Source organism: Streptomyces sp. C (genome assembly GCF_000158895.1).
In the GTDB taxonomy this organism is placed as follows: domain Bacteria; phylum Actinomycetota; class Actinomycetes; order Streptomycetales; family Streptomycetaceae; genus Streptomyces; species Streptomyces racemochromogenes.
Map to the genome: position 1 here is coordinate 4,477,292 of NZ_GG657750.1, position 24,465 is coordinate 4,501,756.

At 72.8% G+C, this 24,465-nt stretch carries 21 protein-coding genes and 3 pseudogenes; 12 read left to right on the forward strand and 12 right to left on the reverse strand.

Features of this window, described 5'->3' with window-relative positions; all coding sequences use genetic code 11:
• The first annotated feature begins 2 nt into the window (after window positions 1-2).
• Window positions 3-459 (forward strand): annotated as a pseudogene (locus SSNG_RS20140) (nitroreductase family deazaflavin-dependent oxidoreductase).
• Window positions 460-501: 42 nt separating this feature from the next.
• Here the strand turns inward: SSNG_RS20140 and SSNG_RS20145 are convergent.
• Window positions 502-1,149: a TetR family transcriptional regulator gene (locus SSNG_RS20145; protein WP_007265731.1), complete on the reverse strand. Its 648-nt coding sequence runs from the start codon at window positions 1,147-1,149 to the stop codon at window positions 502-504.
• 357 nt (window positions 1,150-1,506) lie between these two features.
• Here SSNG_RS20145 and SSNG_RS20150 point away from each other — a divergent pair, with 357 nt between their 5' ends.
• From SSNG_RS20150 to SSNG_RS20160, 3 genes are all read left to right on the forward strand, one after another.
• Window positions 1,507-2,298, forward strand: coding sequence for a VOC family protein (locus tag SSNG_RS20150; protein ID WP_007265732.1), 792 nt, complete (start codon window positions 1,507-1,509; stop codon window positions 2,296-2,298).
• A 163-nt stretch (window positions 2,299-2,461) separates the two neighbouring features.
• Window positions 2,462-4,888: a PQQ-binding-like beta-propeller repeat protein gene (locus tag SSNG_RS20155; protein WP_206731314.1), complete on the forward strand. Its 2,427-nt coding sequence runs from the start codon at window positions 2,462-2,464 to the stop codon at window positions 4,886-4,888.
• Between the two features lie 138 nt (window positions 4,889-5,026).
• The gene (locus SSNG_RS20160; RefSeq protein WP_042801472.1) at window positions 5,027-5,515 is read left to right on the forward strand and encodes a peptidylprolyl isomerase; all 489 of its coding nucleotides are present in this window, start codon (window positions 5,027-5,029) and stop codon (window positions 5,513-5,515) included.
• Between the two features lie 65 nt (window positions 5,516-5,580).
• Here the strand turns inward: SSNG_RS20160 and SSNG_RS20165 are convergent.
• The 6 genes and pseudogenes from SSNG_RS20165 to SSNG_RS20190 form a co-directional block, all read right to left on the reverse strand.
• A pseudogene (locus SSNG_RS20165) lies at window positions 5,581-5,772 on the reverse strand (SAM-dependent methyltransferase); the annotation flags it as partial.
• A 304-nt stretch (window positions 5,773-6,076) separates the two neighbouring features.
• Window positions 6,077-6,577 carry a hypothetical protein gene (locus SSNG_RS20170; RefSeq protein WP_206731315.1) on the reverse strand — a complete coding sequence of 167 codons (501 nt, stop codon included), beginning with the start codon at window positions 6,575-6,577 and terminating at the stop codon, window positions 6,077-6,079.
• Between the two features lie 113 nt (window positions 6,578-6,690).
• Window positions 6,691-7,137: an SRPBCC domain-containing protein gene (locus SSNG_RS20175; protein ID WP_007265737.1), complete on the reverse strand. Its 447-nt coding sequence runs from the start codon at window positions 7,135-7,137 to the stop codon at window positions 6,691-6,693.
• 243 nt (window positions 7,138-7,380) lie between these two features.
• Entirely contained in the window at window positions 7,381-8,157 is a 777-nt protein-coding gene (locus tag SSNG_RS20180) for an enoyl-CoA hydratase/isomerase family protein (RefSeq protein ID WP_007265738.1), read from the reverse strand.
• Entirely contained in the window at window positions 8,154-8,579 is a 426-nt protein-coding gene (locus tag SSNG_RS20185) for an OB-fold domain-containing protein (RefSeq protein ID WP_007265739.1), read from the reverse strand. Before SSNG_RS20185 ends, SSNG_RS20180 begins: the two co-directional genes overlap by 4 nt.
• 158 nt (window positions 8,580-8,737) lie before the next feature.
• Window positions 8,738-9,889, reverse strand: a complete 1,152-nt coding sequence (locus SSNG_RS20190) for a lipid-transfer protein (protein WP_007265740.1) — start codon at window positions 9,887-9,889, stop codon at window positions 8,738-8,740.
• A gap of 97 nt (window positions 9,890-9,986) precedes the next feature.
• On the opposite strand from SSNG_RS20190, the gene SSNG_RS20195 reads away from it, so the two are divergent.
• Together SSNG_RS20195 and SSNG_RS20200 are read left to right on the forward strand one after the other, a co-directional pair.
• A complete protein-coding gene (locus SSNG_RS20195) occupies window positions 9,987-11,672 on the forward strand; it encodes a FadD3 family acyl-CoA ligase (RefSeq protein ID WP_007265741.1) in 1,686 nt (561 codons plus the stop codon).
• Window positions 11,673-11,804: 132 nt separating this feature from the next.
• The gene (locus tag SSNG_RS20200; protein ID WP_007265742.1) at window positions 11,805-13,703 is read left to right on the forward strand and encodes a sialidase family protein; all 1,899 of its coding nucleotides are present in this window, start codon (window positions 11,805-11,807) and stop codon (window positions 13,701-13,703) included.
• Here the strand turns inward: SSNG_RS20200 and SSNG_RS20205 are convergent, their stop codons facing one another.
• The 3 genes from SSNG_RS20205 to SSNG_RS20215 all read right to left on the reverse strand — a co-directional run bounded on the left by SSNG_RS20205 (window position 13,704) and on the right by SSNG_RS20215 (window position 18,114).
• Window positions 13,704-14,429 (reverse strand): class I SAM-dependent methyltransferase, encoded by a 726-nt coding sequence (locus SSNG_RS20205; RefSeq protein WP_042803841.1) that lies wholly within the window; start codon window positions 14,427-14,429, stop codon window positions 13,704-13,706.
• Between the two features lie 254 nt (window positions 14,430-14,683).
• Complete coding sequence (locus SSNG_RS38045) at window positions 14,684-14,884, reverse strand: hypothetical protein (protein WP_007265744.1); 201 nt, start codon at window positions 14,882-14,884, stop codon at window positions 14,684-14,686.
• 209 nt (window positions 14,885-15,093) lie between these two features.
• On the reverse strand, window positions 15,094-18,114 hold the full coding sequence (locus SSNG_RS20215) for a BTAD domain-containing putative transcriptional regulator (protein ID WP_007265745.1): 3,021 nt from the start codon (window positions 18,112-18,114) through the stop codon (window positions 15,094-15,096).
• Between the two features lie 185 nt (window positions 18,115-18,299).
• Between SSNG_RS20215 and SSNG_RS20220 the strand changes: the two genes are divergently transcribed.
• From SSNG_RS20220 to SSNG_RS20230, 3 genes are all read left to right on the forward strand, one after another.
• Window positions 18,300-19,526 carry an amidohydrolase family protein gene (locus SSNG_RS20220; protein WP_007265746.1) on the forward strand — a complete coding sequence of 409 codons (1,227 nt, stop codon included), beginning with the start codon at window positions 18,300-18,302 and terminating at the stop codon, window positions 19,524-19,526.
• A 109-nt stretch (window positions 19,527-19,635) separates the two neighbouring features.
• A complete protein-coding gene (locus tag SSNG_RS20225; protein WP_007265747.1) occupies window positions 19,636-19,866 on the forward strand; it encodes a type II toxin-antitoxin system VapB family antitoxin in 231 nt (76 codons plus the stop codon).
• Window positions 19,863-20,279 (forward strand): PIN domain nuclease, encoded by a 417-nt coding sequence (locus SSNG_RS20230; protein ID WP_007265748.1) that lies wholly within the window; start codon window positions 19,863-19,865, stop codon window positions 20,277-20,279. The genes SSNG_RS20225 and SSNG_RS20230 overlap by 4 nt, the downstream gene beginning before the upstream one ends.
• 12 nt (window positions 20,280-20,291) lie before the next feature.
• On the opposite strand, the gene SSNG_RS20235 is transcribed toward SSNG_RS20230, so the two are convergent.
• Complete coding sequence (locus SSNG_RS20235) at window positions 20,292-21,377, reverse strand: alpha/beta hydrolase (protein WP_042801478.1); 1,086 nt, start codon at window positions 21,375-21,377, stop codon at window positions 20,292-20,294.
• A gap of 211 nt (window positions 21,378-21,588) precedes the next feature.
• Here SSNG_RS20235 and SSNG_RS40030 point away from each other — a divergent pair.
• The 3 genes and pseudogenes from SSNG_RS40030 (at window position 21,589) to SSNG_RS20255 (ending at window position 23,681) form a co-directional block, all read left to right on the forward strand.
• Window positions 21,589-22,433: pseudogene (locus SSNG_RS40030) on the forward strand (helix-turn-helix transcriptional regulator).
• Window positions 22,430-22,672, forward strand: a complete 243-nt coding sequence (locus SSNG_RS20250) for a DUF397 domain-containing protein (protein ID WP_042801483.1) — start codon at window positions 22,430-22,432, stop codon at window positions 22,670-22,672. Before SSNG_RS40030 ends, SSNG_RS20250 begins: the two are co-directional and overlap by 4 nt.
• 397 nt (window positions 22,673-23,069) lie before the next feature.
• Window positions 23,070-23,681 carry a class I SAM-dependent methyltransferase gene (locus tag SSNG_RS20255; protein ID WP_007265751.1) on the forward strand — a complete coding sequence of 204 codons (612 nt, stop codon included), beginning with the start codon at window positions 23,070-23,072 and terminating at the stop codon, window positions 23,679-23,681.
• On the opposite strand, the gene SSNG_RS20260 is transcribed toward SSNG_RS20255, so the two are convergent.
• Window positions 23,657-24,004 carry a hypothetical protein gene (locus SSNG_RS20260; protein ID WP_042801486.1) on the reverse strand — a complete coding sequence of 116 codons (348 nt, stop codon included), beginning with the start codon at window positions 24,002-24,004 and terminating at the stop codon, window positions 23,657-23,659. The two genes, SSNG_RS20255 and SSNG_RS20260, sit on opposite strands and share 25 nt — an antisense overlap.
• Window positions 24,005-24,465 lie beyond the last annotated feature (461 nt).

Here is a 24,465-nt window from a genome sequence, read left to right on the forward strand (position 1 = left end):
GGTTGATGCAGAAGGTCTCCTCGACCCCTCTCTTCGCCAAAGTCGCCCCTCACTTCATCCCCGCCGTGGACCAAGGCCGTGCACCGCCTCACCCGGGGAAAGGTGCTGCTCAGTGCCCGGATGCTGCCGGGCGTGATCCTCACCGCCAGGGGTGCGAAGACCGGCGAGCCGCGCACCACGCCGCTCGCGTGCATGCCGGAGGACGGAGGCGTGAGCTGGCTGCTGATCGGCTCCAACTTCGGCCGCCCCGGCCACCCGGCCTGGACCGGGAACCTGCTCAAGAACCCGGACGCGGACGTGAGCTGGCAGGGGCAGGACATCGCGGTACGTGCCCGGCTGCTGGAGGGGGCCGAGCGGGCGGCGGCGTGGCAGGCCGTGCTGAGGTTCTGGCCGCCGTACGCGACGTACCAGGCGCGCATCGAGCGCGAGATCAGGCTGTTCCGCCTGGAGCGGCGCTGATCGCGGGTGCGGTGGGACGCGGACCCTCCAGGGGGTCCGCCGTCACCTGGTCGGCTTCTTGCCGGTGATGCCCAGGTGCACGAGCAGGGCCAGGTTGGGCTTGAGCTCGGCCTGCTTGACGCCCCAGGTCTGGAAACCCTTCTGGTGCGAGGCGACCGCCGCCAGCATCGCGACGAGTGAGCCCGCCATCGCGGCCGGGCTGAGGTCCTTGTCGACCTTGCCCTTGGCCTGGAGCTCCTTCATCGACTCCGTGAGGGAGTTGGTGACGGAGTTCAGGATCTTCATGCGGATCTTGTAGAAGCGCTTGTCGCCCTCGGCGGCGCCGAGGTCGACGACCCGCAGGATCGCGTCGTTGCTGCGCCAGAACTCCAGGAATCCCTCGACGAGTTCCTCGGCGGCGGCCCAGCCGGCCTTGCCGACCCAGTTCCGGCCCTCGACGAGCGCGGTCAACTGTGCGCCCTCCGTGGCCATTTGCTCGGCGATTTCCAGGACGGCGCCCTCGACGTCCGGGAAGTACTGGTAGAAGGTCGCGGGGGAGGTACCGGCCTTGCGCGCGACGTCGATCACCTTGACGTCGCGGTACGGCGAGGAGCTGAGCATCTCGCTGAGGCAGTCGAGCAGCTTCTGCCGCGTCGCCTGGCCGCGCCGGCCGGCGACACGCCCGTCGACGGTGCGTACTTGTCCTGTCATGCCGTCAGCTTACCGAGGGGCGATCGGCGCGCTATTCGGCCGCCTGCAAATGGGGTTACCCGGCCGTCGACCTGCCCGGGAGGGCCTCCGGGCGGGGTCCGGCGGCGGATTCCGGCCGCCCTTCGGGCCGGGGAGACCCGGTACGTACCCGGCCGTATCCCCCGAATAGTCTTATCAACAGGCTGTGGACAAGTTATCGGGCGGACCATGGTTCACAGGCATGAAACACCCCCTGTCCGGACAAGCCACACAAGCTACCCAACCGCCCCACCAGGCCCCAACCCACACCACCCAACCCACACCACCCGCACCACCCGCACCACCACGCTCCACCCGCACGACGGAAGGAACCGCCCCATGGCCGCAGCCGCATTCGCGGAAGGCTCGCCCTGCTGGGTCGACGCCTCCCTCCCGGACGTCGAGGCGGGCAAGCGCTTCTACGGAGAGCTCTTCGGGTGGACCTTCTCCGATCCCGCCGGCGCCGAATACGGCGGCTACACCCAGGCCTACAGCCGGGGCCGCAACGTCGCCGCCCTCGCCCCCAAGCCCGACGGCCGCATGCCCACCGTCTGGGGCGTGTACCTGTACACCTCCGACGCCTACGCCTGCGCGGCCCGCATCCGCGCCGCCGGCGGCCAGATGGTGATGGACCCGCAGCCCGTCGGCCCGTACGGCACCGCCGCGATGGCCGCCGACCCCGGCGGGGCCGTCTTCGGCCTGTGGCAGCCCGGCACCCACCACGGGTTCGAGGCGCAGGACGAGCCGGGCACGTACTGCTGGGCGGAGGTCTACACGCGCGCCCGCGACGCCGTCGACGTCTTCTACGCCAACGTCTTCGGCTACGTCCCCCAGGACCAGGACGACTCCGGGACCGGCGTCGAGTACCGCGTCTGGTCCCCGCCCGGCAGCGTGCCCGGCCCCGACACGGCCGTCCTCGGCCGCAGCCTGATCACCGATGCCTTCCCGGAGATCATGCCGGCGCACTTCCTGGTCTACTTCGCCGTCCCCGACTGCGACCGCGCCGTCGCCACCGTGCAGCGGCTCGGGGGGCGCGTCACGGCCGATCCCTTCGACACGCCGTACGGGCGGATCGCGGTCGTCGCGGACAACCAGGGGGCGGTCTTCGCGCTGCTGTCGGAGCCGTCGTAGGAGCCCTCGCCGCAGCCGCGTCCCAACGCACACCCGTAGCCGGGGCCGGACCAGGCGCGGGCCTGACAGAATCGGGTCCGTACCGGTGCGCGTGCCCCTTGGCAGCCGCGCACGGGTGGAAGCGGGTCCGGCAGGGGCCCGTACGGGGAGGTAGTGGAGGCGAGTGGTGGAGCAGCTGACGCAGCACGACCCGAGACGGATCGGCCCCTTCGAGGTGCTGGGACGGCTCGGCGCCGGCGGCATGGGGCTGGTCTATCTCGCACGGTCGGCGTCCGGACGCCGGGTCGCGATCAAGACGGTGCGCACGGAACTGGCCGAGGACCAGCTGTTCCGGGTGCGGTTCACCCGCGAGGTGGAGGCGGCGCGCGCCGTGTCCGGGTTCTACACGGCGGCCGTCGTCGACGCGGACCCGCGCGCGGCGGTGCCGTGGCTGGCCACGGCGTACGTGCCGGCGCCCTCGCTGGAGGAGATCGTCAACGAGTGCGGGCCCATGCCCGCCCAGGCCGTGCGGTGGCTCGCGGCCGGCATCGCCGAGGCGCTGCAGTCCATCCACGGCGCGGGGCTGGTCCACCGCGACCTGAAGCCGTCCAACGTGCTGGTCGTCGAGGACGGCCCCCGCGTGATCGACTTCGGCATCGCGAGCGGCGTGTCCAACACCCGCCTGACGATGACGAACGTCGCCGTCGGCACCCCGGCGTACATGTCGCCCGAGCAGGCGAAGGACTCGCGCAGCGTCAAGGGCGCCAGCGACGTGTTCTCGCTCGGCTCGACCCTCGTCTTCGCCGCGACCGGGCACCCGCCGTACCACGGGGCGAACCCGGTCGAGACGGTGTTCATGCTGCTGCGCGAGGGCCCCAACCTGGAGGGGCTGCCGGACGAGCTGCGGCCGCTGATCGACTCCTGCATGCAGATGGACGCCACGCAGCGCCCGACCCCCGCCGACCTCCAGGCGCAGCTGGCCCCGCACCTGTTCGACGGCGGTGACGACAGCGGGACGGCCTCGGCGTGGCTGCCGGAGCGGGCCGTCGCGATGATCGAGGCCCGGCGCGCGGGCAACCGTACGGGGACCACCCCGGCCCCCGTCGGCCATGCGGCGCCGCCCGCCGGCGCCGGCCCGTCCACGCACCGCCGGCCGGCGCGCGGCGCCGCCGACCCGTTCGTGGACCCGTGTACTGGGCAGGCCGTGCCGCCGCGCCCGGACCGGCCGCCGCTGACCCCGCCGCCGGTACGGGGGCCCGCGCCGGTGCCGGTGTCGTCGATGCCCGGCATGCCCGTACGGCTGGGCGGTTCGCCGGTGCCGATCGGGCCCGGGCCGCGAGCGACGGCCTCCGCCCCGGCGGGGCACGCCGGGGCGGACTCGGCGACCGGCTGGGTGCGCCCGCCGGCCGGCACTCCGGCGTCGGCGGTGGCGCCGGCGGCGACCCCGTCCGTACCGGCTCCCGGTCCGTCGCCGGACAGCGGGCGCTGGCGGCCGTGGCGGTTCCGCATGTCCAACGAGGTGTGGGGCACGCCGACCGTGGCCGGCGACCTCCTCTACGTCACCTCCTTCGAGGTGCACGCCCTGGACGTCGGCAGCGGCCGGCGCCAGTTCAAGACGCGGGACGTGGCCTGGTCGATGGCGGTCGCCGACGGCCGCATCCACGCCTCCGACGGGCCGTCCCTGTTCGCCCTGGACGCGAAGGACGGCTCCGAGCGGTGGCGGCTGAACGCCGACGCCTGGGTGTACGCGCTGCGCGCCGAGCGGGGCACGGTCATCACCGCCACGCGCGGCGGCGGCGTGCAGGGCTGGGAGGCGTCCAACGGGCAGAAGCTGTGGGAGCTGAGCGGCGCCCAGTCCGACTTCGAGACCCCGGAGGCGGCGCCCGTCCTGCACGAGGGCACCGTGTACGTGTGGCAGGACGCCCGGCTGCGCGCGCTGGACGCCCGCTCCGGGCAGGAGGCCTGGTCGTACCCGGTCGGTGACGCGGCCTCCTGCGGCAACGTCCCGGTCCGCGTCACGCCCGCCCCCGACGGCAACGTGTACGTCGCCGCGGGCACCCGCGTGCTGTCCGTCGACCGGGCCTCGGGCCGGGTCCGCTGGCACTTCGAGGCCCCCGCGGTCTTCCTGGCCCCGCCGGCCTTCGCCCCCGGCCCGGCGGTCACGGGCGGCGGCGTCTACCTCGCGGACTACCTGGGCACCGTCTACGCCCTGGACGCGGCCACCGGCAAGGACCGCTGGCGCATCGCCACCGAGCCGCGCCCGGCGTCGGACCCGGTGCTCGTCGCGAACGGCAGCGTCCACCTGGGCGCGGGCAGCGCCCTGTACACGCTGGACGCGGTGACCGGCACCCCGAAGTGGCGGTTCGCGGCGGGCGGCGAGATCACCGGCCCGCCGGTGGTCGCGGACGGCCGCGTCCACTTCGGCTCCGCCGACCACTGCCTGTACACGCTGGACGCGGCGGGCGGCCAGCTCCGCTGGAAGCTGGCGACGGGCGGCGAGATCACCGGCGCCCCAGTGGCGGAGGCGGGCGTGGTGTACGCGTGCAGCAAGGACCGCTGCGTCTACGCCCTGGACGCCGCGAAGGGCACGGGCACCCGCACCAGCGCCTGACCCGACCCGCACCAGGCCCCCGCCACCCTCCGGCGGGGGCCTCCGCCGTCCTCCACAGGGGGCTCCGCGACGCGCCAGGGGGCCCGTCCACAACCCCGCCGGGGTGCGGTTGGTACCAGGAGTGACAGGATGGGACCCATGAGCAACGTATTCTTCGACATCAACATCGACGGTGCGCCGGCCGGCCGCATCGTCTTCGAGCTGTTCGACAAGGTCGTCCCGAAGACGGCCGAGAACTTCCGCCAGCTGGCCACCGGCCAGAACGGCTACGGCTACGCCGGCTCGGGCTTCCACCGCGTCATCCCGCAGTTCATGCTGCAGGGCGGTGACTTCACCAACCACAACGGCACCGGTGGCAAGAGCATCTACGGTGCGAAGTTCGAGGACGAGAACTTCGACCTGAAGCACGACAGCAAGTACCTGCTGTCGATGGCGAACGCCGGCCGCAACACCAACGGCTCGCAGTTCTTCATCACCACCGTCCTGACCCCGTGGCTCGACGGCAAGCACGTCGTCTTCGGCAAGGTCGTCGAGGGCACGGACGTCGTCGACAAGATCGAGGCCCTGGGCTCCCCCTCCGGCGCCACCAAGGCCAAGATCGAGATCGCCGCTTCCGGCACCGTCTGAGCCCGATCCACCGCACGCGCCGGTCGGCCCCGCCCCCTCTCCCGGGTGCGGGGCCGCCGCCGTTCCTACGCGGAACGCCCCGGTGCGGTGGCCACGGCGAGCATGTGGGAGCTGGCGGCAAGCAGATCGGGGTGGGGCTCCGCGAGCCGGGCCGCCGTCAGCGCGGCCTCGAACATCTTCGAGTCGGCCAGACTGCTCCCGGTGTGCTGCTCGGTCGCCTTCAGGGCGGCCCACGCCGGGCCCTCCACGCCGTAGACGACCGGCGCTTCGAGGCCGGCGCCGTTTCTTTGGGGGTTTCCCGGCAGTCTTTCGGCTTTCCGGGGCGGGTCGGGCTGTCAAGGGTCGCCGAAGGCGATCACGAAGTGACGCGACGAAGGAGCGCCCTTGACGGGCCGGCCCGAACCGGAAGGACGATGGGACTGACGGGAAACCCCCAACCCTCCCTGATCCGGTCCCGGGGGATACCGCCCCCGAGTCACCGGCCCGCAGACAAGGGGGCGGGTGGGCAACCCCCGCCCCACCCCGGGGGGTCGAGGGGGAGATAGCGGGCCCGCCGCCGTCTCAGTGGTCCTGCGGCGACGTCGGGGCCCACCGGTGGGGGTCCACCGGGTCGACCCCGTCGTGCGGGAGGTCGCGACGCGTGCGGCGGCGGCCGCGCATGATCGCCGCCGCGAGCAGCAGCAGGGCGCCCGCGCCGAAGGCGGTCGCGACGCCGGAGCCGATGCCGGTGCCCTCGACGCCGACGGACAGGCCCCCGGCCGCCTGGCCCTGGCGGACCATCCACAGCACCGCGAAGCCCAGTACGACGACCCCCGCGAGCGCCATCAGCAGCCGCGAGCGCCGCACGACCGCGAGCAGTGTGAGCAGTGCCGCGAACAGGAACGGCAGCAGCAGCGAGCCCAGCACGGCGGCTCCGTCGTCGGTGATGCCGGAGCCGGCGAACAGCTCCTCGATGCGGTAGTCGCGGCCGGGGCGGCCGTCGTACCAGGCGCGGAAGGGGCTCCAGACGGCCGCCGCCGCCCCGATCAGGCCGATGAGCGAGCCGATTGCGTTGCGGATCATGCCCAGCCCTCCCGGGGTAGGGGTCATGGGGCCAGAGGGCCAGAGGGCCATGGCTTCATGAGGTCATGATCCCGACGCTATGTCCGGAGCCCCGCCGCCGCACGTCAGGTGCGTCAGGACGTGGTGCGGGCCGATTCCGCGCGGGCTCGCAGGGCGTCGTTCATCGCGGCGAAGTTGCGCGCGGTCCCGTCGAGCATCCTGCCGAGGAAGGGGACCAGGACGCCGCGGAAGCGCTCCCCGTGCTCCAGCCGGGTGGTGCGGTTCGGGCCCTCGGACAGGCGCAGGTAGTGCTCGCCGTCGAAGAGGCCGCGGACGAGGAAGTGCCCGAGCCAGCGCAGCTCGCTGCCCGGGGAGGCGACCAGGACGGTGGGCCGGAAGGTCGTGGGCTTCCCGGACGCCGGGTACATCGTCAGGGTGAGCCGCTCCCCGGGGACCGCTTCCCCGGCGGCCTCGCGGATGAAAGGGTTCCAGGTGCAGTAGCGGGGGAGGTCGGCGAGGACCGCCCAGACCTCCTCGGGGGTCGCGTCGATGGTGATCTCGGTGGAGATGGTGCGTCGCACTGTGCCGTGCTCCTCTTGGTGATGCGGTGCTCACCGAAGGGACGCGGGGGGTGTGCGGCTGCCGCCGGGTTCGGTCGTCGGATGCAACCACGGTTCCACCGGCAAAGCACGGCGCCGGCGGCGTCTTCGCTGGTGGCAGAGCGAACGGAGGGGCGCGTTCCGGGTGTCCGGTGGTGAATGCCGACACGTCGGACGGAGGCGGAGGCCGAGGCGGGGTCGAGGCCGGCCCCGCCCCCGCCCCCATCAGCGCACCCGGAACTCCGTCCCCGGCCGCCGGGACGCGAACAGGTCCGCCTGCCGCTCCGGCGGGAGGTTCCCCAGGGCGATCAGCGCCGGCGCCTGGTCCAGGGCCTGCTGGAGCGCGGCCCGCTTCGCCGACCACAGCGCCCGCACCGTGCCCTGGACCGCCTCCGTCGGGAACCCGGCCAGCGTCCGCGCCGACCGCAGCGCCGCCTCCAGCAGCTCCCCGGGCTCCGCCAGCTCCGACACCAGCCCGATCTCGTACGCCCGCCGCGCGGAGAGCCGTTCGGCCGTCCCCATCAGGGACATCCGGGCCGCCTCCCCGAACGGCATCCGCTGCGCCATGTACACGGCCTCGTAGGCGCTGACCATCCCGTACGAGGTGTGCGGGTCGAAGTACGTCGCGGCGGTCGACGAGACGATGAACTCGGCCTCGCCGAGCAGGTAGAACGCGCCGCCGCAGGCCATGCCGTTGACGGCGGCGACCACCGGTTTCCACAGGTCGTTGGCCTTCGGGCCGATAGCGATCAGCGGGTCGTCCGCCGAGTACGGGGACTCCGGCTGCGGCACCTCGGCCGACCGGTCGATCCCCGTGCAGAACGCGGCTGTGCCCGCGCCCGTCAGCACCACCGCCCGCACGTCCCCGTCGAAGCGCAGCTCCCGCCACACCCCGGCCAGGGCGGCGGCCGTCTCCAGGTCGATCGCGTTGTGCCGGCGCGCCCGGTCCAGGGTGACGACGGCGACCCCGGCGGCCTCGTCCCGCTCCACGCGCAGCGTCATGCCTTCTCCAGGACCCAGCGCGGCACGCTCATCCCGCCGACCTCGGTGAACACCGCCTGCACCCGGGCGCCGATGCGCAGCCGCGCCGGGTCGACGGAGTTCAGCGGGGCGTCGGCGGAGGTGACCAGGTTCCCGGCGAGCCGGATCTGCGGGGCGTCGGCCAGCTCGACGAGGACGACGTTGTACGGGGCCTGCGCGGCGTACGCGGGCAGCAGCGGCGGGTGCGGCCGGACCCAGGACCAGATCCGGCCCCGGCCGCTCATCCGGCGCCACTCGCCGTCGAAGGACTGGCAGTGCGGGCAGCAGGGGCGGGGCGGGAAGCGCAGCCGGCCGCAGGCGGTGCAGGCCTGGACGCGGAGTTCGCCCCGGGCGGCGTACTCCCAGAAGGGGGCGCCGTCCTCGTCGGGCACGGGCAGCAACAGGGAAGCGTCCTCCCCGGCGGCGTCCTCCCCACCGGCAGCCTTCCCGCCGGCGGTCCCCCCGGCGGCAGCCTTCCCGGCGGCAACCTCCCCGGCGGCAGCCTCCCCGCCGGCGCCCTTCCCGGCGGTGGTCTCTTCGGTGGTGGTCATCGGTCGGCTCCTCACGCGCGCAGCAGGATCGCGGACGTCGGGACGCCCTCGCCCGCCGTCACCAGGCAGGTGGCGGCGTCCGGCACCTGGGCGGTGGAGGTGCCGCGCAGTTGCTTGACGCCCTCGTTGATCAGGTTGAACCCGTGGACGTACGCCTCGCTCAGCCCGCCGCCGCCGGTGTTGATCGGCAGCCGGCCGCCGAGTTCCAGCGCCCCGCCCTCGGTGAAGGCGGCGCCCTCGCCGCGCCCGCAGAAGCCGTAGCCCTCCAGGGAGAGCGGGATCAGGGGGGTGAAGGCGTCGTAGATCTGGGCGACGTCCACGTCGGACGGGCCGAAGTCGGCCTGTTTCCACAGGTGGCGGGCGGCGGTCCAGGCGGGCCCGGACAGCGGGTCGTCGTTCCAGTAGTTGACCATCCCGTGGTGCTGGGCGGGCAGCCCCTGGGCGGCGGAGTGCACGTAGACGGGCTCGTGCCGGCAGTCCCGGGCGCGCTCGGCGGAGACGATCACGCAGGCGAGCGCGCCGTCCGTCTCCAGGCAGTTGTCGAAGAGGCAGAGCGGGTCGCTGATCATGCGGGAGCTCATGTACATCTCGCGGGTCAGCGGGCGCTCGTACATCATCGCGGCGGGGTTCTCGTTGGCCCGGTTGCGGCAGGCCATCGCGACGTTGAACAGGTGGTCGCGGGTGGCCCCGTACTCGTGCATGTAGCGGCGGGCCAGCATGCCGATCTCGTCGGCGGGGCGCAGCAGCCCGAAGGGGCGGGTCCACTGGCCGGGGGTGGGCAGCTGGACGGCGGTGTTCTTCCAGGGTCTGGGGCCGGAGCCGCGTTTGCGGGAGCGCCAGGCGACGCCCACGGTGGCCTGGCCGGTGGCTATGGCGGCGGCGAGGTGGCCGACGGTGGCGCAGGAACCGCCGCCGCCGTAGCCGACCTTGGAGAAGAAGGTGACGTCGCCGGCGCCGATGGCCTTGGCGACCTCGACCTCGTCGGTCTCCTCCATCGTGTAGGAGGCGAAGGCGTCCACCTCGGAGGGTGTGATGCCCGCGTCGGCGAGGGCGGCGAGGATCGCCCGGCAGGCCAGTTCCTTCTCGGTCGACGGCAGCCGTTTGGCAAAGGCGGTCTGGCCGATGCCGACGATTGCCGTAGCGTCCTTGAGCGTTGCCGCCATCGCCACCTCCGGGTGCGTGCACCAGTACTGACAGCCGCGAAGGCTACAGCTAATCTGACGGATAGTCAGCTACTGGGTTCCAGGGAGGGGCGGGCGGATGTACGAGGGCGCGGGCGCGGACGGCATCGGAAGGGACTCCGCGGAGGACCCCGCAAAGGACACCGGCACCGGAGCGGGCTCCGACCCCCGCGGCGACCTGCGCTGGCGCACCGTCGCCGCCCTCGTGCGCGACGCCGCCGAGCGCTACGGCGACCGCGAGGCCGTCGTCGACGGCCGCACCCGCATCAGCTACGCGGAACTCGGCGCCCGCGTCGAACGGGCCGCCGCCGCATGCCTCGCCGCCGGCACCGAACCGGGCGACCGGGTCGCCGTCTGGGCACCCAACACCCTCGAATGGATCGTCTCCGCCCTCGGCGCCGTCACCGCCGGAGCCGTCCTCGTCCCCCTCAACACCCGCTTCAAGGGCGCCGAAGCCGCCTACGTCCTCGCCCGCAGCCGCGCCCGCCTGCTCTTCCTCACCGGCACCTTCCTCGGCACCTCCTACGTCGCCTCCCTGCGCCGCGCCGCAGCCGAGGGCACCGGCACCGGCCCGCTCCCCGGCCTGCCCCACCTCGACCAGGTCGTCGTCCTCGCCGACGACGCCCCCGAGGCCTTCCGCACCTGGAAGGACTTCCTCGCCGGCGGGGACGCGGTACCCGCCGCCGCCGTCCGCGAACGCGCCGACGCGATAGGCCCCGACACCCCCTCCGACATCATCTTCACCTCCGGCACCACCGGCAGCCCCAAGGGCGCCGTCATCACCCACGCCCAGACCCTGCGCTGCTACGCCGTCTGGAGCGAACTCGCCGGATTGCGCGAGGGCGACCGCTACCTCATCGTGAACCCCTTCTTCCACACCTTCGGCTACAAGGCCGGGATCATCGCCTGCCTGATGCGCGGCGCCACGATGGTCCCCCAGCCCGTCTTCAACGTGGACACCGTCCTCGCCAACATCGCCGCCGAGCGGATCTCCGTACTCCCCGGCCCGCCCACCCTCCACCAGTCCCTCCTCGACCACCCCCAGCGCGACCACCACGACCTGTCCGCCCTCCGCCTGGTCGTCACCGGGGCGGCCGTCGTCCCCCTCCAGCTCGTCGAACGGCTCCGCGCCGAACTCCGCATCGCCACCGTCCTCACCGCGTACGGGCTCTCCGAGGCCGGCGGCATCGTCACCATGTGCCGCCGCGACGACCCCGCCGAGACCGTCGCCGCCACCTCCGGCCGCGCCATCCCCGACACCGAGGTCCGCGTCACCGGGCCCGACGGCACCGCCCTCCCCGCAGGCGCGGCCGGCGAGGTCATGGTCCGCGGCCACCACGTCATGCGCGGCTACTTCGAGGACCCCGAGGGCACCGCCGCCGCCATCACCCCCGCCGGCTGGCTGCGCACCGGCGACGTCGGCGTCCTCGACGCGGCGGGCAACCTGCGCATCACCGACCGGATCAAGGACATGTTCATCGTCGGCGGCTTCAACGCCTACCCCGCCGAGATCGAGCAACTCCTGGGCCTCCACCCCGACATCGCCGACGTCGCCGTCGTCGGCGTTCCCGATCCCCGGCTGGGCGAGGTCGGCAAGGCGTACGCGGTCCGCCGCCCCGGCTCCACCCTCACCGCCGACGACCTGATCGCCTGGTCCCGGCGGGAGATGGCCAACTACAAGGTCCCGCGCCAGGTCGAGTTCGTCGCCGCCCTCCCGCGCAACGCCAGCGGCAAGGTCCTCAAGACGGAACTCCGGGGGCGCTGACCGCCGCGCGCCGACCGGGGCCCGGCCCGACGAGCGCGTTAGCCTGCACGGGTGAGGTCAAACCAGTCAGGTGTCCGATTCCGTTTGCCGCTCCGGCCGCTCCGGCCCCGCCGGCCGATACGGAGAGCGGCGGTGGCGTGGGCCGCCACCGCCGCACTGGGCCTGTGCACCGCGGGCTGGCTCACCCTCGCCCCGTCACCGTCCGGCTCCGCCGGCCGCGACGGCGGCGGACCCGCGAAGGCGAAGAAGGCGACCGGCCTGACCGCCGCCGTGTCCGCGCCGTTCAGCGCGTTCACCGAGGGCTACGACTGCTACCGCATCCCCACCCTCGTCACCACCAAGGACGGCACCCTCCTCGCCATCGCCGAAGCCCGCACCGCCAGCTGCAACGACATCGGCGACATCGACATCGTCCTCAAACGCTCCACCGACGAGGGCCGCACCTGGGGCCCCATGCAGGTCATCCGCGGCACCGGCGACCCCGGCGCCTACGGCAACCCCGTCCCCGTCGTCGACTCCGCCTCCGGACGCCTCACCCTGCTCCACGCCTACAGCACCTGGACCCCCGACACCGACGGCAACCGCGTCCGCGGCCCCCGCGAACTGCGCCTGGCCCACAGCACCGACGACGGCGCGAGCTGGACCACCGACCCCGCCCCGCAGCCCCAGCTCAAGGGCGCCGACTGGGCCTGGGTCTCCGTCGGACCCGGCCACGGCATCCAGCTCACCCCGACCCGCCCCGACCGCCCCGGCCGGCTCGTCGTCAGCGCCGACTACCGCACCGAGTCCGGCGAATCCGGCGCCCAGCTCCTCTACAGCGACGACGGCGGCCTCACCTGGAAGCCCGGAGCCCGCTGGGGCGCCCCCGAAGGCACCCCCGCCCCCAACGAACCCGCCCTCACCCAGCTTCCGGACGGCCGGATCTACGTCAACGCCCGCTCCACCGCCACCTGCGGCACCCCCGACCACCGCATCGCCGCGATCGTCGAGGACGCCGCCGCACCCGCCGTCCCCGACCCCGGCTTCCGCCCCGTCACCGACCTCCCGGCCCCGCCCGCCGCCGGATCCGTGCTCCAGCTGCCCGGCGGCCCCCTGCTGCTGTCCGCGCCCAGCCGGCCCGGCGCCGAGTTCTCCGACCGCTGGACCCTGGCCGTGCGCACCTCCAAGGACGAGGGCCGCACCTGGTCCAAGGACGGCGCCGTCGTCCTGCGCGAGCGCGCCGGCTACTCCGACATGACCGTCCTGCCCGGCGGCCGCGTCGGCCTGCTCTACGAGACCGCCAACGGCACCCCGCACGGCTACGTCAAATTCACCGCCTTCGGCCCCCACGAGCTCCAGGCCGCCACCGAGGACCTCACCCCGCGCCGCACCACCGACGCCACGCCGTTCCACCACCACGCCGTCGTCCACGGAGCCCCCAGGCTCGGCAACCGCCCCGACGGCGGCAAGGCCATGCGCTTTGACGGCAAGGACGACTTCCTGCGCCTGGTCGACTGCCCGGACCAGCTCCGCATCGGCGACGGCGACTTCGCCGTCGCCACCTGGGTCAAGTACAAGACCCGCGGCCAGGACCGGGACAGCGGCCTGCGCCAGCCCCTGTTCTGGGCCTACGGCCAGGGCCCGGCCGCCAGACAGCTCCGCATCGAGGCCGACCCCGCCACCGGCCGCCTCGAAGCCACCGTCAACGCCGGTACCGGCCCCGCCTCCGTCACCGCCCCCACCCGCACCGACGACGACGCCTGGCACCACGTCGTCCTCCAGCGCAGGGGCACCCGCCTGGAACTCTCCGTCGACGGCGCCCCGCCGGCCACCACCGGACTCGCCCCGGACCACATGGACTTCCGGCCCACCGGAGCCTTCACCGTCCACCTCGGCACGCAGCCCGACTACAAGGCCTTCTACGCGGGCGCCCTGGACGACGTACGCGTCTACGGCCGCGCCCTGTCCGCCAACGACACGGCCCGCCTGCGCGCCGGCAACGACCTCACCGACCAGCTGCGGGTGCACCTGCCCTTCGACCGGGTCTGGTGATCACACCGGCTTGCGGGCCAGCAGCAGCCGCCAGCGCGGAGTGCCGTCCTCCCGGTACCCGAAGTGCTCCAGCGGGACCGTCTCCACCCGGAAGCCCGCCGCCTCCAGATCGGCGCGGACCGGGCCGAACGGGAAGGTGCGGTAGTACATGACGAACGGCGGCCGCCACACCGCGTTGCGGACCCGCATCGCCGCGTCGAAGCCCGCCGCCGCCCACCACACCGGGGAGGTCGGCGGGATCGGGGCGCCGACGGGGAAGGCGAACACCCCGCCCGGCCGCAGCGCCTGGTGCACCCCCGAGAACAGGGCCGGCCGCTCCGACGGCAGGAAGTGCCCGAAGGCGCCGAAGCTCACCGCCAGGTCGTAGGAGTCCCCGAGGGCGTCCGGCAGCGCCAGCGCGTCGGCCCGTACGAGGTCCACGCCCTCGGGATGCGCCCGCGCGGCCTCCGCCAGCATGCCCGCGCTGAGGTCCACCCCCGTCACCCGGTCCCGGCACAGCCGGCGCAGCATCCCCAGGCCCGCACCCGTACCGCAGCACACGTCCAGCCCCGACCCGAAGGAGCCCTCCCACGCCGCGAGGGTCTCCTCCACGGCGTCGAGCATCCGGTCCGGGGTCCGGAACGGGGTCCGGTCGAACTTCGGCGCGAGCAGGTCGTAGCCGTGCTCGACGGACGAGAGGGCCTGGACGGCCAGTTCGCGCAGGCTGGGTCCCTGAGAAGTGAACACGGTCACACCCTACGGCGTACCGGATCCGGATACGGAAAGGCGGCGGCCGCGGTGGTCCCCCTCCGGCCACCGCGACCGCCGCGCTCGTTCCCCCGTGCGGACGGCCCCGAATTCCCCCGAATCCCCCGTGGGCCGTCCGTCCTTGCGTTCTTCCCCCGTACGCCCCCGAGCGGCTCCCCCGTACGACCGCTCAAGGCCCCCCGTACGCACTTCCCCCGTACGTTTCCCCCGTACGCCGTGCCCTGCTCCCGGTGTTACGGGCGCGGGCCGGACGCGTGGTTGTCCAGCGAGACGATCTCCTCGCCGGAGGCGTGGTTGTCGTCCGGAGTCTCACCGGGCCGCACCACGGGAGGCTCCACCGGGAGCTCCCGCGGGTCGATCTCGGCGCCCGAGGCGTGGTTGTCGAACGGTCTGATGTCCCCGTCGAGCGGCAGGCTGTTCTCGTTCGTCGTCATCTCGGCTCCTGATCATGAGTCGGGCCCGTGCTGGGTCGGGCCCGTTCGGCGGTTCCCCCGTGGACCGCCGAACGGGTAGTCCTCCAACCGGCCCGGTAGTCCCCCGAAGCGCCGGGTCGATGTACCTATCGTGGCGCCCGGCGATAAACGAACGATGAACGTCCACGTCCATCGCGCAGCGGCCCGCCGCCCGCCCGCGAACGAGCAGGTCAGGCGGCCAGTTCGGACGCCAGCAGGGCCCGCACCTCGGACAGCTCCGCCGACCCGAGCTGGGCGAAGACCGTCTCCGCGTCCCGCCAGCACGCCCGCGCCCGGTCCGGCTGGCCGAGCCGCCGCAGCGCCTTGCCCAGGACCGTCAGCACGGTAGCCCGCCGCCACTCCCCGCCGATGCCGCGCAGCGCGATCGCCTGCTCGGCGTGCTTGGCGGCCAGGGTGGGCCGCTCCGCCGCCAGGTGGGCCTCCGCGAGCCGGAAGTGCGTGACGCCCTCCCACAGCGGCTGCCGGTTGTCGTGGAAGAGGGACAGGGCCTCGCCGAGCTGGTCCAGGGCCTCACCGAGCCGGCCGGCCTGGGTGAGGGCGATGCCGAGCGCGTAGCGGCCGTTGGCCAGGCGCAGGGTCAGGCCCATCCGGTCGTAGACGGCGATGCCCTGCCGGGCCAGGTCGATGGCGCTGTCCAGGCGGCCCAGACCGACGTGGATGCGGGAGAGGTTGCACAGGGCGCTGGCCTCGCCGATGTGGTTGTCGTCGGCGCGGAAGCTCTCTATGGCCTCCAGCAGGTAGCGCTCCCCGTCCTCGTAGCGCTTCTGGTAGAGGGCGATGATGCCCCGGTCGTTGGGCGCCCAGCAGCTGGGCAGCGGGTCGCCGGCCCCGCGGGCCAGCTCCATGGCCTGGCGGGCCTGCTCGTCGGCCTCGGCGAACCGGCCGGCGAACAGGTGGACCATGGTGAGGGTGGTGCGCGCCCGGCCCTCCGAGCGCGGGTCCCGGGCGGCGCGGGCGGCCTCGCACAGGGTGAGCGCGGCGGACTCGTACTGCTTGGAGTTGGCGCCGGACTCGGCGAGGTCCTTGGCCGCCCACAGCAGGTCCACGGCCCGGCGCAGGGCGTCCGGCCGGCCGGCGGACTGGCGTGCGCAGGCGAGCAGCGGGTCGGCCTCGGCGAAGAGCCAGTCCAGGGCGGTACGGGGGTCGGTGAGGGCCAGGCCGGGGTGGCGGGTGGCGCTGAGGTGGGCGGGGAGCCGGTCCCCGGGGCGTTCGACCGCGTACACGCGGGCGGCGGTGGCGAGGTAGAAGTCGAGGAGCCGGTCGAGGGCGTCGGCGCGGCCGGTGGGCTGCTCGTCGCGTTCGGCGCACGCACGCGCGTAGAGCCGTACGAGGTCGTGGAAGCGGTAGCGGCCGGGAGCGGCGGATTCGAGCAGGGAGCAGTCGACTAAAGCCTCCAAGAGGTCTTCGGTGTCGTGCTCGGGGAGGTCGAGGACGGCGGCCGCGGCGGCGAGGGAGACGTCGGGGCCGTCGGCGAGGCCGAGGAGGCGGAAGGCGCGCTGCTGGGCGGGCTCCAGCTGGCCGTAGCCGAGCTCGAAGGTGGCCTTGACGGCGAGGTCGCCGGCCTGGAGCTCGTCGAGGCGGCGGCGTTCGTCGGCGAGCTTGGCGGCGAGGACGGAGACGGTCCAGGTGCGGCGGGCGGCGAGCCGGGACGCGGCGATGCGGATGGCGAGCGGCAGGAAGCCGCAGGCGCCGACGACGTCGAGGGCGGCCTGCCGCTCGGCGCCCACCCGCTCGGCGCCGACGATGCGGGTGAACAGCTGCAGGGCCTCCTCGGGGCTCATCACGTCGAGGTCGACGAGATGGGCCCCGGCGAGGCCCGACATCCGGACCCGGCTGGTGACGAGGGCGGCGCAGCCGGCGGTGCCGGGCAGCAGCGGCCTGACCTGGGCGGCGTCGCGGGCGTTGTCGAGCAGGACCAGGACGCGGCGGCCGTCGAGGATCGAGCGGTAGAGCGCGGCCCGGTCGGCGGGGGAGTCGGGGATGGAGCTGTCGGGGGTGCCGAGGGCCCGCAGGAAGGAGCCGAGGACGGCTTCGGGGAGGGCGGGGCGGGGTTCGGTGCCCTGGAGGTCGACGTAGAGCTGCCCGTCGGGGAAGTGCGGCCGGGCGGCGTGGGCGACGTGCACGGCGAGGGTGGTCTTGCCGACGCCGCCGATGCCGGCCAGCGCGGAGACGGCCATGACCTGCCCGTCGGCGCCGGCGAGGATCTCCCCGAGTTCCGCGACGAAGGGGGCGCGGCCGGTGAAGTCGGGCACCGTGGCGGGCAACTGGGCGGGCCTCACGGGGACGGGCGCGGCGGTGGGGGCGGGGTCCTCGGCGCGGGCGAGTTCGGCGTCGGCGTTCAGGATCCGCTGCTGGAGCGCGGACAGCTCGGGGCGCGGGTCGACGCCGAGCTCGTCGGCGAGGAGCCGGCGGGTGTCCGCGTACACCGCGAGGGCCTCGGCCTGGCGGCCGCTGCGGTAGAGGGCGAGCATCAGCAGCTCGCGCAGCCGCTCCTGGAGGGGGTGGGCTGCGGTGAGGGCGGTGAGCTCGGAGACGGCCTCGGCGTGCTGGCCGACCTCCAGGTCGAGGTCGAGGCGGGTCTCCAGCAGCTGGAGGCGCCACTCGGACAGGCGGGTGCGTTCGGTCTCGGCGTGCGGGCCGGGGACCCCGGCGAGGGGCTCGCCGTCCCACATCTCCAGGGCGCGGGCCAGCAGCGTACGGGCGAGGGCGCGGTCGCCGGCGGCGCGGGCCTTCTCGGCGTCGGCGGCCAGGCTGCGGGCGATCCCGAGGTCCAGGGCCTCCTGGTGGCGCAGCCGGACGGCGTAGCCGCCGGCGTCGCTGACGAGCAGCCCGGGTTCGAGGACCTTGCGGAGCCGGGAGGCGTACGTGCGGATGGTGGCGAGGGCCTGCTGCGGGGGGTCCTCGCCCCAGATGGCGTCGATCAGCTCGGGCGCGGTGGCGGTGCGGCCGTCGCGCAGCAGCAGGACGGCGAGCAGGGCGCGCTGCTGGGGGCTGCCGGAGGGCAGCGCCTCGGCGCCGCGCCAGGCGCGGACGGGGCCGAGGACGGCGAAGCGGTTGTCGGAGGGGGCGGGGGCGCCGGGCCCGCCGGGGGGTTCGGGTGCTGAAGCGTCCGGCGCGATGCCGGTGCCGCTGTGGGACCGGGCCGCGTCGGGGTGGTTCCGCTGCTGCGGGATGGGCGGTACGCCGTCCATCTGTCGTCCCCCCTGCCTTCCGTCGGTTCAAGGGTCAGTCTGCCCTGTGTTGCACGTACAAGTCAGCCCGTGGCGGAGCCAACCGTTCCTGGCCGAAGTACGACTGCGGTGGGACTGCGGCCGGGACTGCGGTGGAGCGGTGCGAATAGCTGACGGTTCGTCAGTTCAGCGCTACCTTAGACCGCATGGAGACCTTCCCGAAGATCATCTCGGTGGACGACCACACGGTTGAGCCCCCCAACGTCTGGCGGGACCGCCTCCCGTCCAGGTACCGCGACACCGGCCCCCGGATCGTCCGCGCGCCCCTCAAGGAAATGACCTTCCTCGGCGGCAAGTTCGCGCCCGTCATGGGCGCCAAGGGCGACGACGGCCCGATCGGCGACTGGTGGGTGTACGAGGACCTGCACCGGCCGCTCACCCGCCTCGACACCGCGGTGGGGTACGACCGTGACGAGATCAAGCTGGAAGTCATCACCTACGAGCAGATGCGCCCGGGCTCCTTCTCGGTTCCCGAGCGCCTCGCCGACATGGACGTCAACCACGTCCAGTCCGCCCTCTGCTTCCCCACCTTCCCGCGCTTCTGCGGTCAGACCTTCACCGAGGCCGAGGACCGCGAGCTCGGGCTGCTCGGCGTACGCGCCTACAACGACTGGATGGTGGAGGAGTGGTGCGGCCCCGAGGCCGGGGGCCGCCTCATCCCGCTGACCCTCATCCCCCTCTGGGACGCCCGGCTGGCCGCGCAGGAGGTCCGCCGCAACGCGGCCCGGGGCGTGCGCGCCGTCGCCTTCTCCGAGATACCCCCGCACCTGGGACTCCCGTCGATCCACACCGACGCGTGGGACCCCTTCCTCCAGGCGTGCGACGAGACCGGCACGGTCATCGCCATGCACATCGGCTCCTCGTCGCGCATGCCCTCCACCTCCGCGGACGCCCCGCCGGCCGTCGGCTCCACCATCACCTTCGCCAACTGCTGCTTCTCGATGGTGGACTGGCTGATGAGCGGCAAGTTCGAGCGCTTCCCCAACCTGAAGATCATGTACGCCGAGGGCCAGATCGGCTGGATCCCCTACATCCTGGAGCGCGCGAACGTGGTCTGGGAGGAGAACCGCGGCTGGGGCGGCGTCGCCGACAAGGTCCACCGCCCCCCGTCCGAGCTCTTCGCCGAGCACGTCTACGGCTGCTTCTTCGACGACGCCTTCGGGCTGCGCAACCTGGGAGACATCGGGGTGGGCAACGTCCTCTACGAGACGGACTACCCCCATTCCGACTCCACCTGGCCGAAGTCCCGCGAGGTCGGCGAGGCCCAGATGGGCCACCTGGACCCGGACGTGGTCGAGCGCATCGTCCGCGGCAACGCGATCGACCTGCTGGGGCTGACGTCGGAGGGGCTCTGGGCGGGGTCGGGGGCGTAGAGGAGGTGGGTGTGGCCTGCCTCTGACCGCAGAAACGATATCTCTTGTCATCGATCTTGATATCGTTTAAGTGAGCGGAGGCAGGTAGCCCCGCGCCGAGGAGGTCATCATGGCCAGAACCGTCATCGATGTGGACGATGCCCTGCTGGCGGAGGCCGCCGAGCTCTTCGGCACGAAGACGAAGGTCGCCACGGTGAACGCGGCCCTTCAAGATGCCGTGAACCGTCGCAAGCGGGAAGAGTTCCTGAGCTGGCTCGCCGAGGGTGGGCTTCCGGACCTGACGGGCCCGGTGGATCAGCCCGCGGGTGAGGCGGGCGATGCGCAGGCCAGGGCGGCATGACCGGGCGCTTCCTGATCGACAAGTCGGCCCTCGCCCGCTACCCCAAGCCTGCCGTCCGCGCCGTCATCGATCCGCTGCACGTGGCGGGAGTGCTGGGGGTGTGCGGGGCGGTGGAACTGGAGGTCCTGTACAGCGCCCGCTCCAAGGGGGACGCCGACCGGGTGCGGGCCGGATTGGGGGCCTTCGCCTGGCTCTCGACCCCGGACGAGGTGTGGGACCGGGCACTGGACGTGCAGAAGCAGCTCATCGTGGCGGGGAACTGGAAGGCGGTTTCCCTGCCGGACCTGGTCATCGCGGCGACCGCCGAGCGGCACGGCGCGACCGTCCTGCACTACGACGGCGACTACGACATGATCGCCGAGGTCACGGGCCAGCCGATGCGGTGGGTCGTGCCGCGCGGGACGGCGGACTGACTCGCCTCGCGGTCAGGCCGTGACGGCCGGGGTGGCCGTGGCGGCCGGGTGGACGTGGGTGAGGAGGAGGGTCAGGAAGCGGTCCGGGTGGCGCAGGGCCGCGAAGTGGCTCGCGTCCTCGATCAGCGCGAAGGCCTTGCGGGGGGCGTCGACCGCGTCGAAGTACGCCTTCGCGCGGGCCGCCGGGGTGATCACGTCCTGGGCGCCCTGGAAGACGAAGAAGGGGATCTCGAAGGTGGTCCCGTCGGCCCAGACGTCGATGTCGTGGGAGCCGGGGGTGACGGTCTCCGAGAAGGCCTGCGCCTTGAAGTACGCCGCGATCGTGCGGAGGGAGTACAGCGGCGACAGCCAGAGCGAGCCGAGAATGACCTTCTTCACGGTGTCCAGCGTCAGCGGGTCGCTGCCCGCGCACAGCTTGTCGTACGCCGTCCGCTGCGCCGTGGTCCACCGGCGCGGGTCCGGGCCCATGGCCTCGATCTCCGCCGCCTGCTTGGCCTTGCCCGCCGCCCGGAGCCGGTCGAGGGTGGCGTCGTACGCGGTGGTGTCGCGGCCCGCCTCCAGGACGTTCTGGTCGGTGCCGACGTACGCCGAGTAGAGCTCGGGGTGGTTGCGGGCCAGGCGGAGCCCGAAGACGGTGCCGAAGGAGCTCGCGAGGAGGACGACCCGGTCCACGCCGAGGCGCTCGCGGACGTGGTGGGTGACTTCGAGGGCGTCGGCGTAGAGCTGCTCGAAGGTGGCCGGGCCGGGGCCTTGGGTGGGCGCGCCGCCGTTGGCGAAGGTGAGGCCGGCTCCTCGCATGTCCCACCGGACGAGGGTGAAGTGCCGCTCCCAGGCCCGGGTGCGGGCGCCGTAGGGGGAGTTGGCCGCGCCCGGGCCACCGTGGATCTCCAGCAGCACGGGGTTCGCCCGGTCCTCGCCCCGGATCGAGACCCACTGGTCGATGCCGCCGATGCGGACGAAGCGTTGTTCGTCGATGCCGTTCGGTGTCGTGATCGGCATCAGGCGGGCGTTGGCGGCGCGGCGGAGGGCGCGGTGGGTGAGGAGGGCGGCGAGGGGGGTGGTGAGGGCGGCGGTGGCGGTGGCGATGGCGATGAGCATTATTGTTTCCCCCGGACACTGTTTTGGTGGTGAGCTGGAGCATACGTGAAAACCTGTGGTTGTAAAGGCCGTTGGTGATCGCGGGTGGTCGAGTTTGACCGAGCTGCTGCTACTGGCCGCGCTGTACGAGTGGAGGTACTGGTCCGGGGGGAGGGGGTGCCCGGAACATGGCGCGGAGGTGCGTGAGTTGGGGGTGTCAGAGGTGGAGCGTGTGGACGACGCCGGCTGTGAGACCGAAGAGGAACAGGACTTCGAGGACCCGAACGGGGCCCTCCGCAGCTTCGCGGCGGTCCTGAAGGCCTTCCGAAAACGCGCCCGCCTCACCCAGGAGGGCCTGGGCGAGCTGATCGGCTACTCCGCGGAGTACATCGCCTCGGTGGAACAAGCCCGCCGCTACCCGAGTGAACGGCTGGTGGAGCTGGTCGAGGAGCAGCTCGACTGCTTCGGGGCGGTGAAGGGCGCGGCCCAGTACCTGACGCGGCCGAGGCGGGTGGCGTCGTGGTTCCGGAAGTGGGCCCTGCTGGAGCCGACGGCGCTGAGCCTGTACACGTACGAGTGCCGGATGGTGCCGGGGTTGTTGCAGACGGAGGGGTATGCGCGGAACACGTTCGCGGAGCGGGTGCCGCCCTTGCGGGACGGGCAGGTCGAGGCGCAGGTAGTCGGTCGGCTGGAACGTCAGCACATACTGGCCGACCTGCCGAACTCCTCCTTCAGCTTCGTCATCGAGCAGTCGGTCTTCGACCGTCACTTCGGCGGAGCAGAGGTCATGCGTGAGCAGATCGCCCACATCCTGGAAATGGCCCGATCGCGCAATCTGACCGTCCAGATCATGCCTCGCGATCAGACGGACCACGCGGGTCTCGACGGCCCCGTCAGCCTTCTGGAGACCCCGACCATCAGTGGTTCGGTTACAGCGAGGGGCAGCGCACCGGGGTCCTCATCTCGGACCCCAAAGAGGTCAGCATTCTCCAGCGGCGGTATGCCAAACTGCGTTCGCAGGCTCTCAACCCGGCAGACTCCTTGGGCCTGTTGGAGAGAACGCGAGGGACGCTATGAGCAATGCCGATCTGCACTGGTTCAAGAGCAGCTACAGCAGCAACGACGGCGACAACTGCGTCGAAGTAGCCCTCTCCTGGCACAAGTCGACCTACAGCGGCACGGACGGCGACAACTGCGTCGAGGTGGCCGCCTGTGCGGACACCGTCCACGTCCGGGACTCCAAGGTGGCGGCCGGACCCGAGCTGGCCCTCGCCCCTGCGGCCTGGGTGGCGTTCCTCGGCGGCGTCACGGGCTGACGGGGTCCAGCCGGACGGTCTCAGTGAAGGTATGGGGGTTTCCCGTCAGTCTCATCGTCCTTCCGCGTCGGGCCGGCCTGTCAAGGGCGCTCCTTCGTCGCGTCGCTACGCGATGGCCTTCGGCCACCCTTGACAGGCCGTCCCGCCACGGAAAAACGAAGACTGCCGGGAAACCCCCAAAAGGACGGCACGGTCCATGGTGAAGGGACGGGTCTCTCAGCGATGGGCGAGGGGCCGGGCGCCGGCCCGCCGGGCATCCGGGCCCCCAAGAGTCGAGATCCCGGACCACCCAGGCGCGACAGATCGCTACGCGCTCCTCTCGTCTCGGCGTCCGACGACCGTCTGTGGCTGATACCCGCACGAGAGGTTGATATGGAGCGGCGTAGGGTCCGTTGCCATGGACGACAAGGCTTTCGGCGGGCGGGCCGGCACGGCCGGATATGGCGAGGCGGCCGAGGTGCTTGCCGAGCAGTACGAGAGCGTGACCTTCGAAGAGGTGCACCGTGAGGTCCTGCACCTCTTTCCGACCCAGCCGGGCTCGGTCCTGGACATCGGGGCGGGCAGCGGACGGGACGCGGCGGCCTTGGCCGGGCGAGGGCATCGGGTGGTCGCGGTTGAACCGACCGCTGAACTGCGGACTGTGGGGATGCGCATTCATGCGGGGCGGGGGATCGAGTGGGTCGATGACGCGCTGCCCGGGCTGCCAGGCCTGGAGGCCCGTCGCTTCGAGCTGATCCTCCTGACGGCGGTCTGGATGCACCTGGACGAAGGGGAGCGCGTGGCAGGGATGGGCCGACTGGCCGGTCTGCTCGCGAGCGGGGGTCGAGTGGTGCTCTCGCTGCGGCACGGGCCGGTTCCGGCGGGCCGGCGGATGTTCGCCGTCACCGCAGGGGAGACCGTAGACCTCGCCCGGACGTGCGGGCTGGACCTCCTCCACCTCGCGGAACGCGAGGACCCGCACGGACGGCCCGGGGTGTCCTGGACCTATCTCGGTTTCGGCGGTGCCTGAGTCCATCCGGTCGCGGCGTGGATCTCGTAGCGCTCTGCGGGGGTGGGGAGGCGGAACTCCATGCGGTCGCCGTACCAGTCGAGGATTCCTCGACGGAGCTCGGCGGCCAGGCCGTCCAGCTCGTCGGTCTCGAACATGTCGTTCGCGTCCGCCGGCCGCCCCGGTGCCGCCGTCTGGAAGAGGATGACCTGGATGTGGCCGAAGGCCTTCCCGCTCTTGTCGTAGGTGAGCTCACCCGCCGTGATCAACAGGTAGAACGCGACCCCATCGGCGTCCTCGCCAATCCCCAGGACGCCGTCCAGGTCCGCGTACTTCCCGCTCATGCGCCCATTCTCCTCCGCTGCGGGCATCAGCCCCACCCGACCGCCGGCCGCCGAGCAATGAGGAGCGCGTAGCGATCTGTCGCGCCTGTCGGCTTCCCCCGCTGTTCTGTTCGTCCTCTCGTGCGGGTATCAGCCACAGGCGGTCGTCGGACGCTGAGATGTGAGGAGCGCGTAGCGATCTGTCGCGTCTGGGGGGTCTGGAGGGGGCCCTGATCGGGCTCTCGTGCGGGTAGGCGCGCCCCTGGCCCGGAAACATGGATGTGGGGGCCGGATGCCCGGCGGGCCGGCGCAGGGTCCCTCGTCTCATCGCTGAGGGAGCCGCTCCCCTCCTCCTGCCCCGTGACCGTTTCTTTGGGGGTTTCCCGGCAGTCTTTCGGCTTTCCGGTTCGGGTCGGTCGGTCAAGGGTGGAGCGAAGCGACATCGCGTAGCGACGCGACCGAAGGGAGCGCCCTTGAGGGAC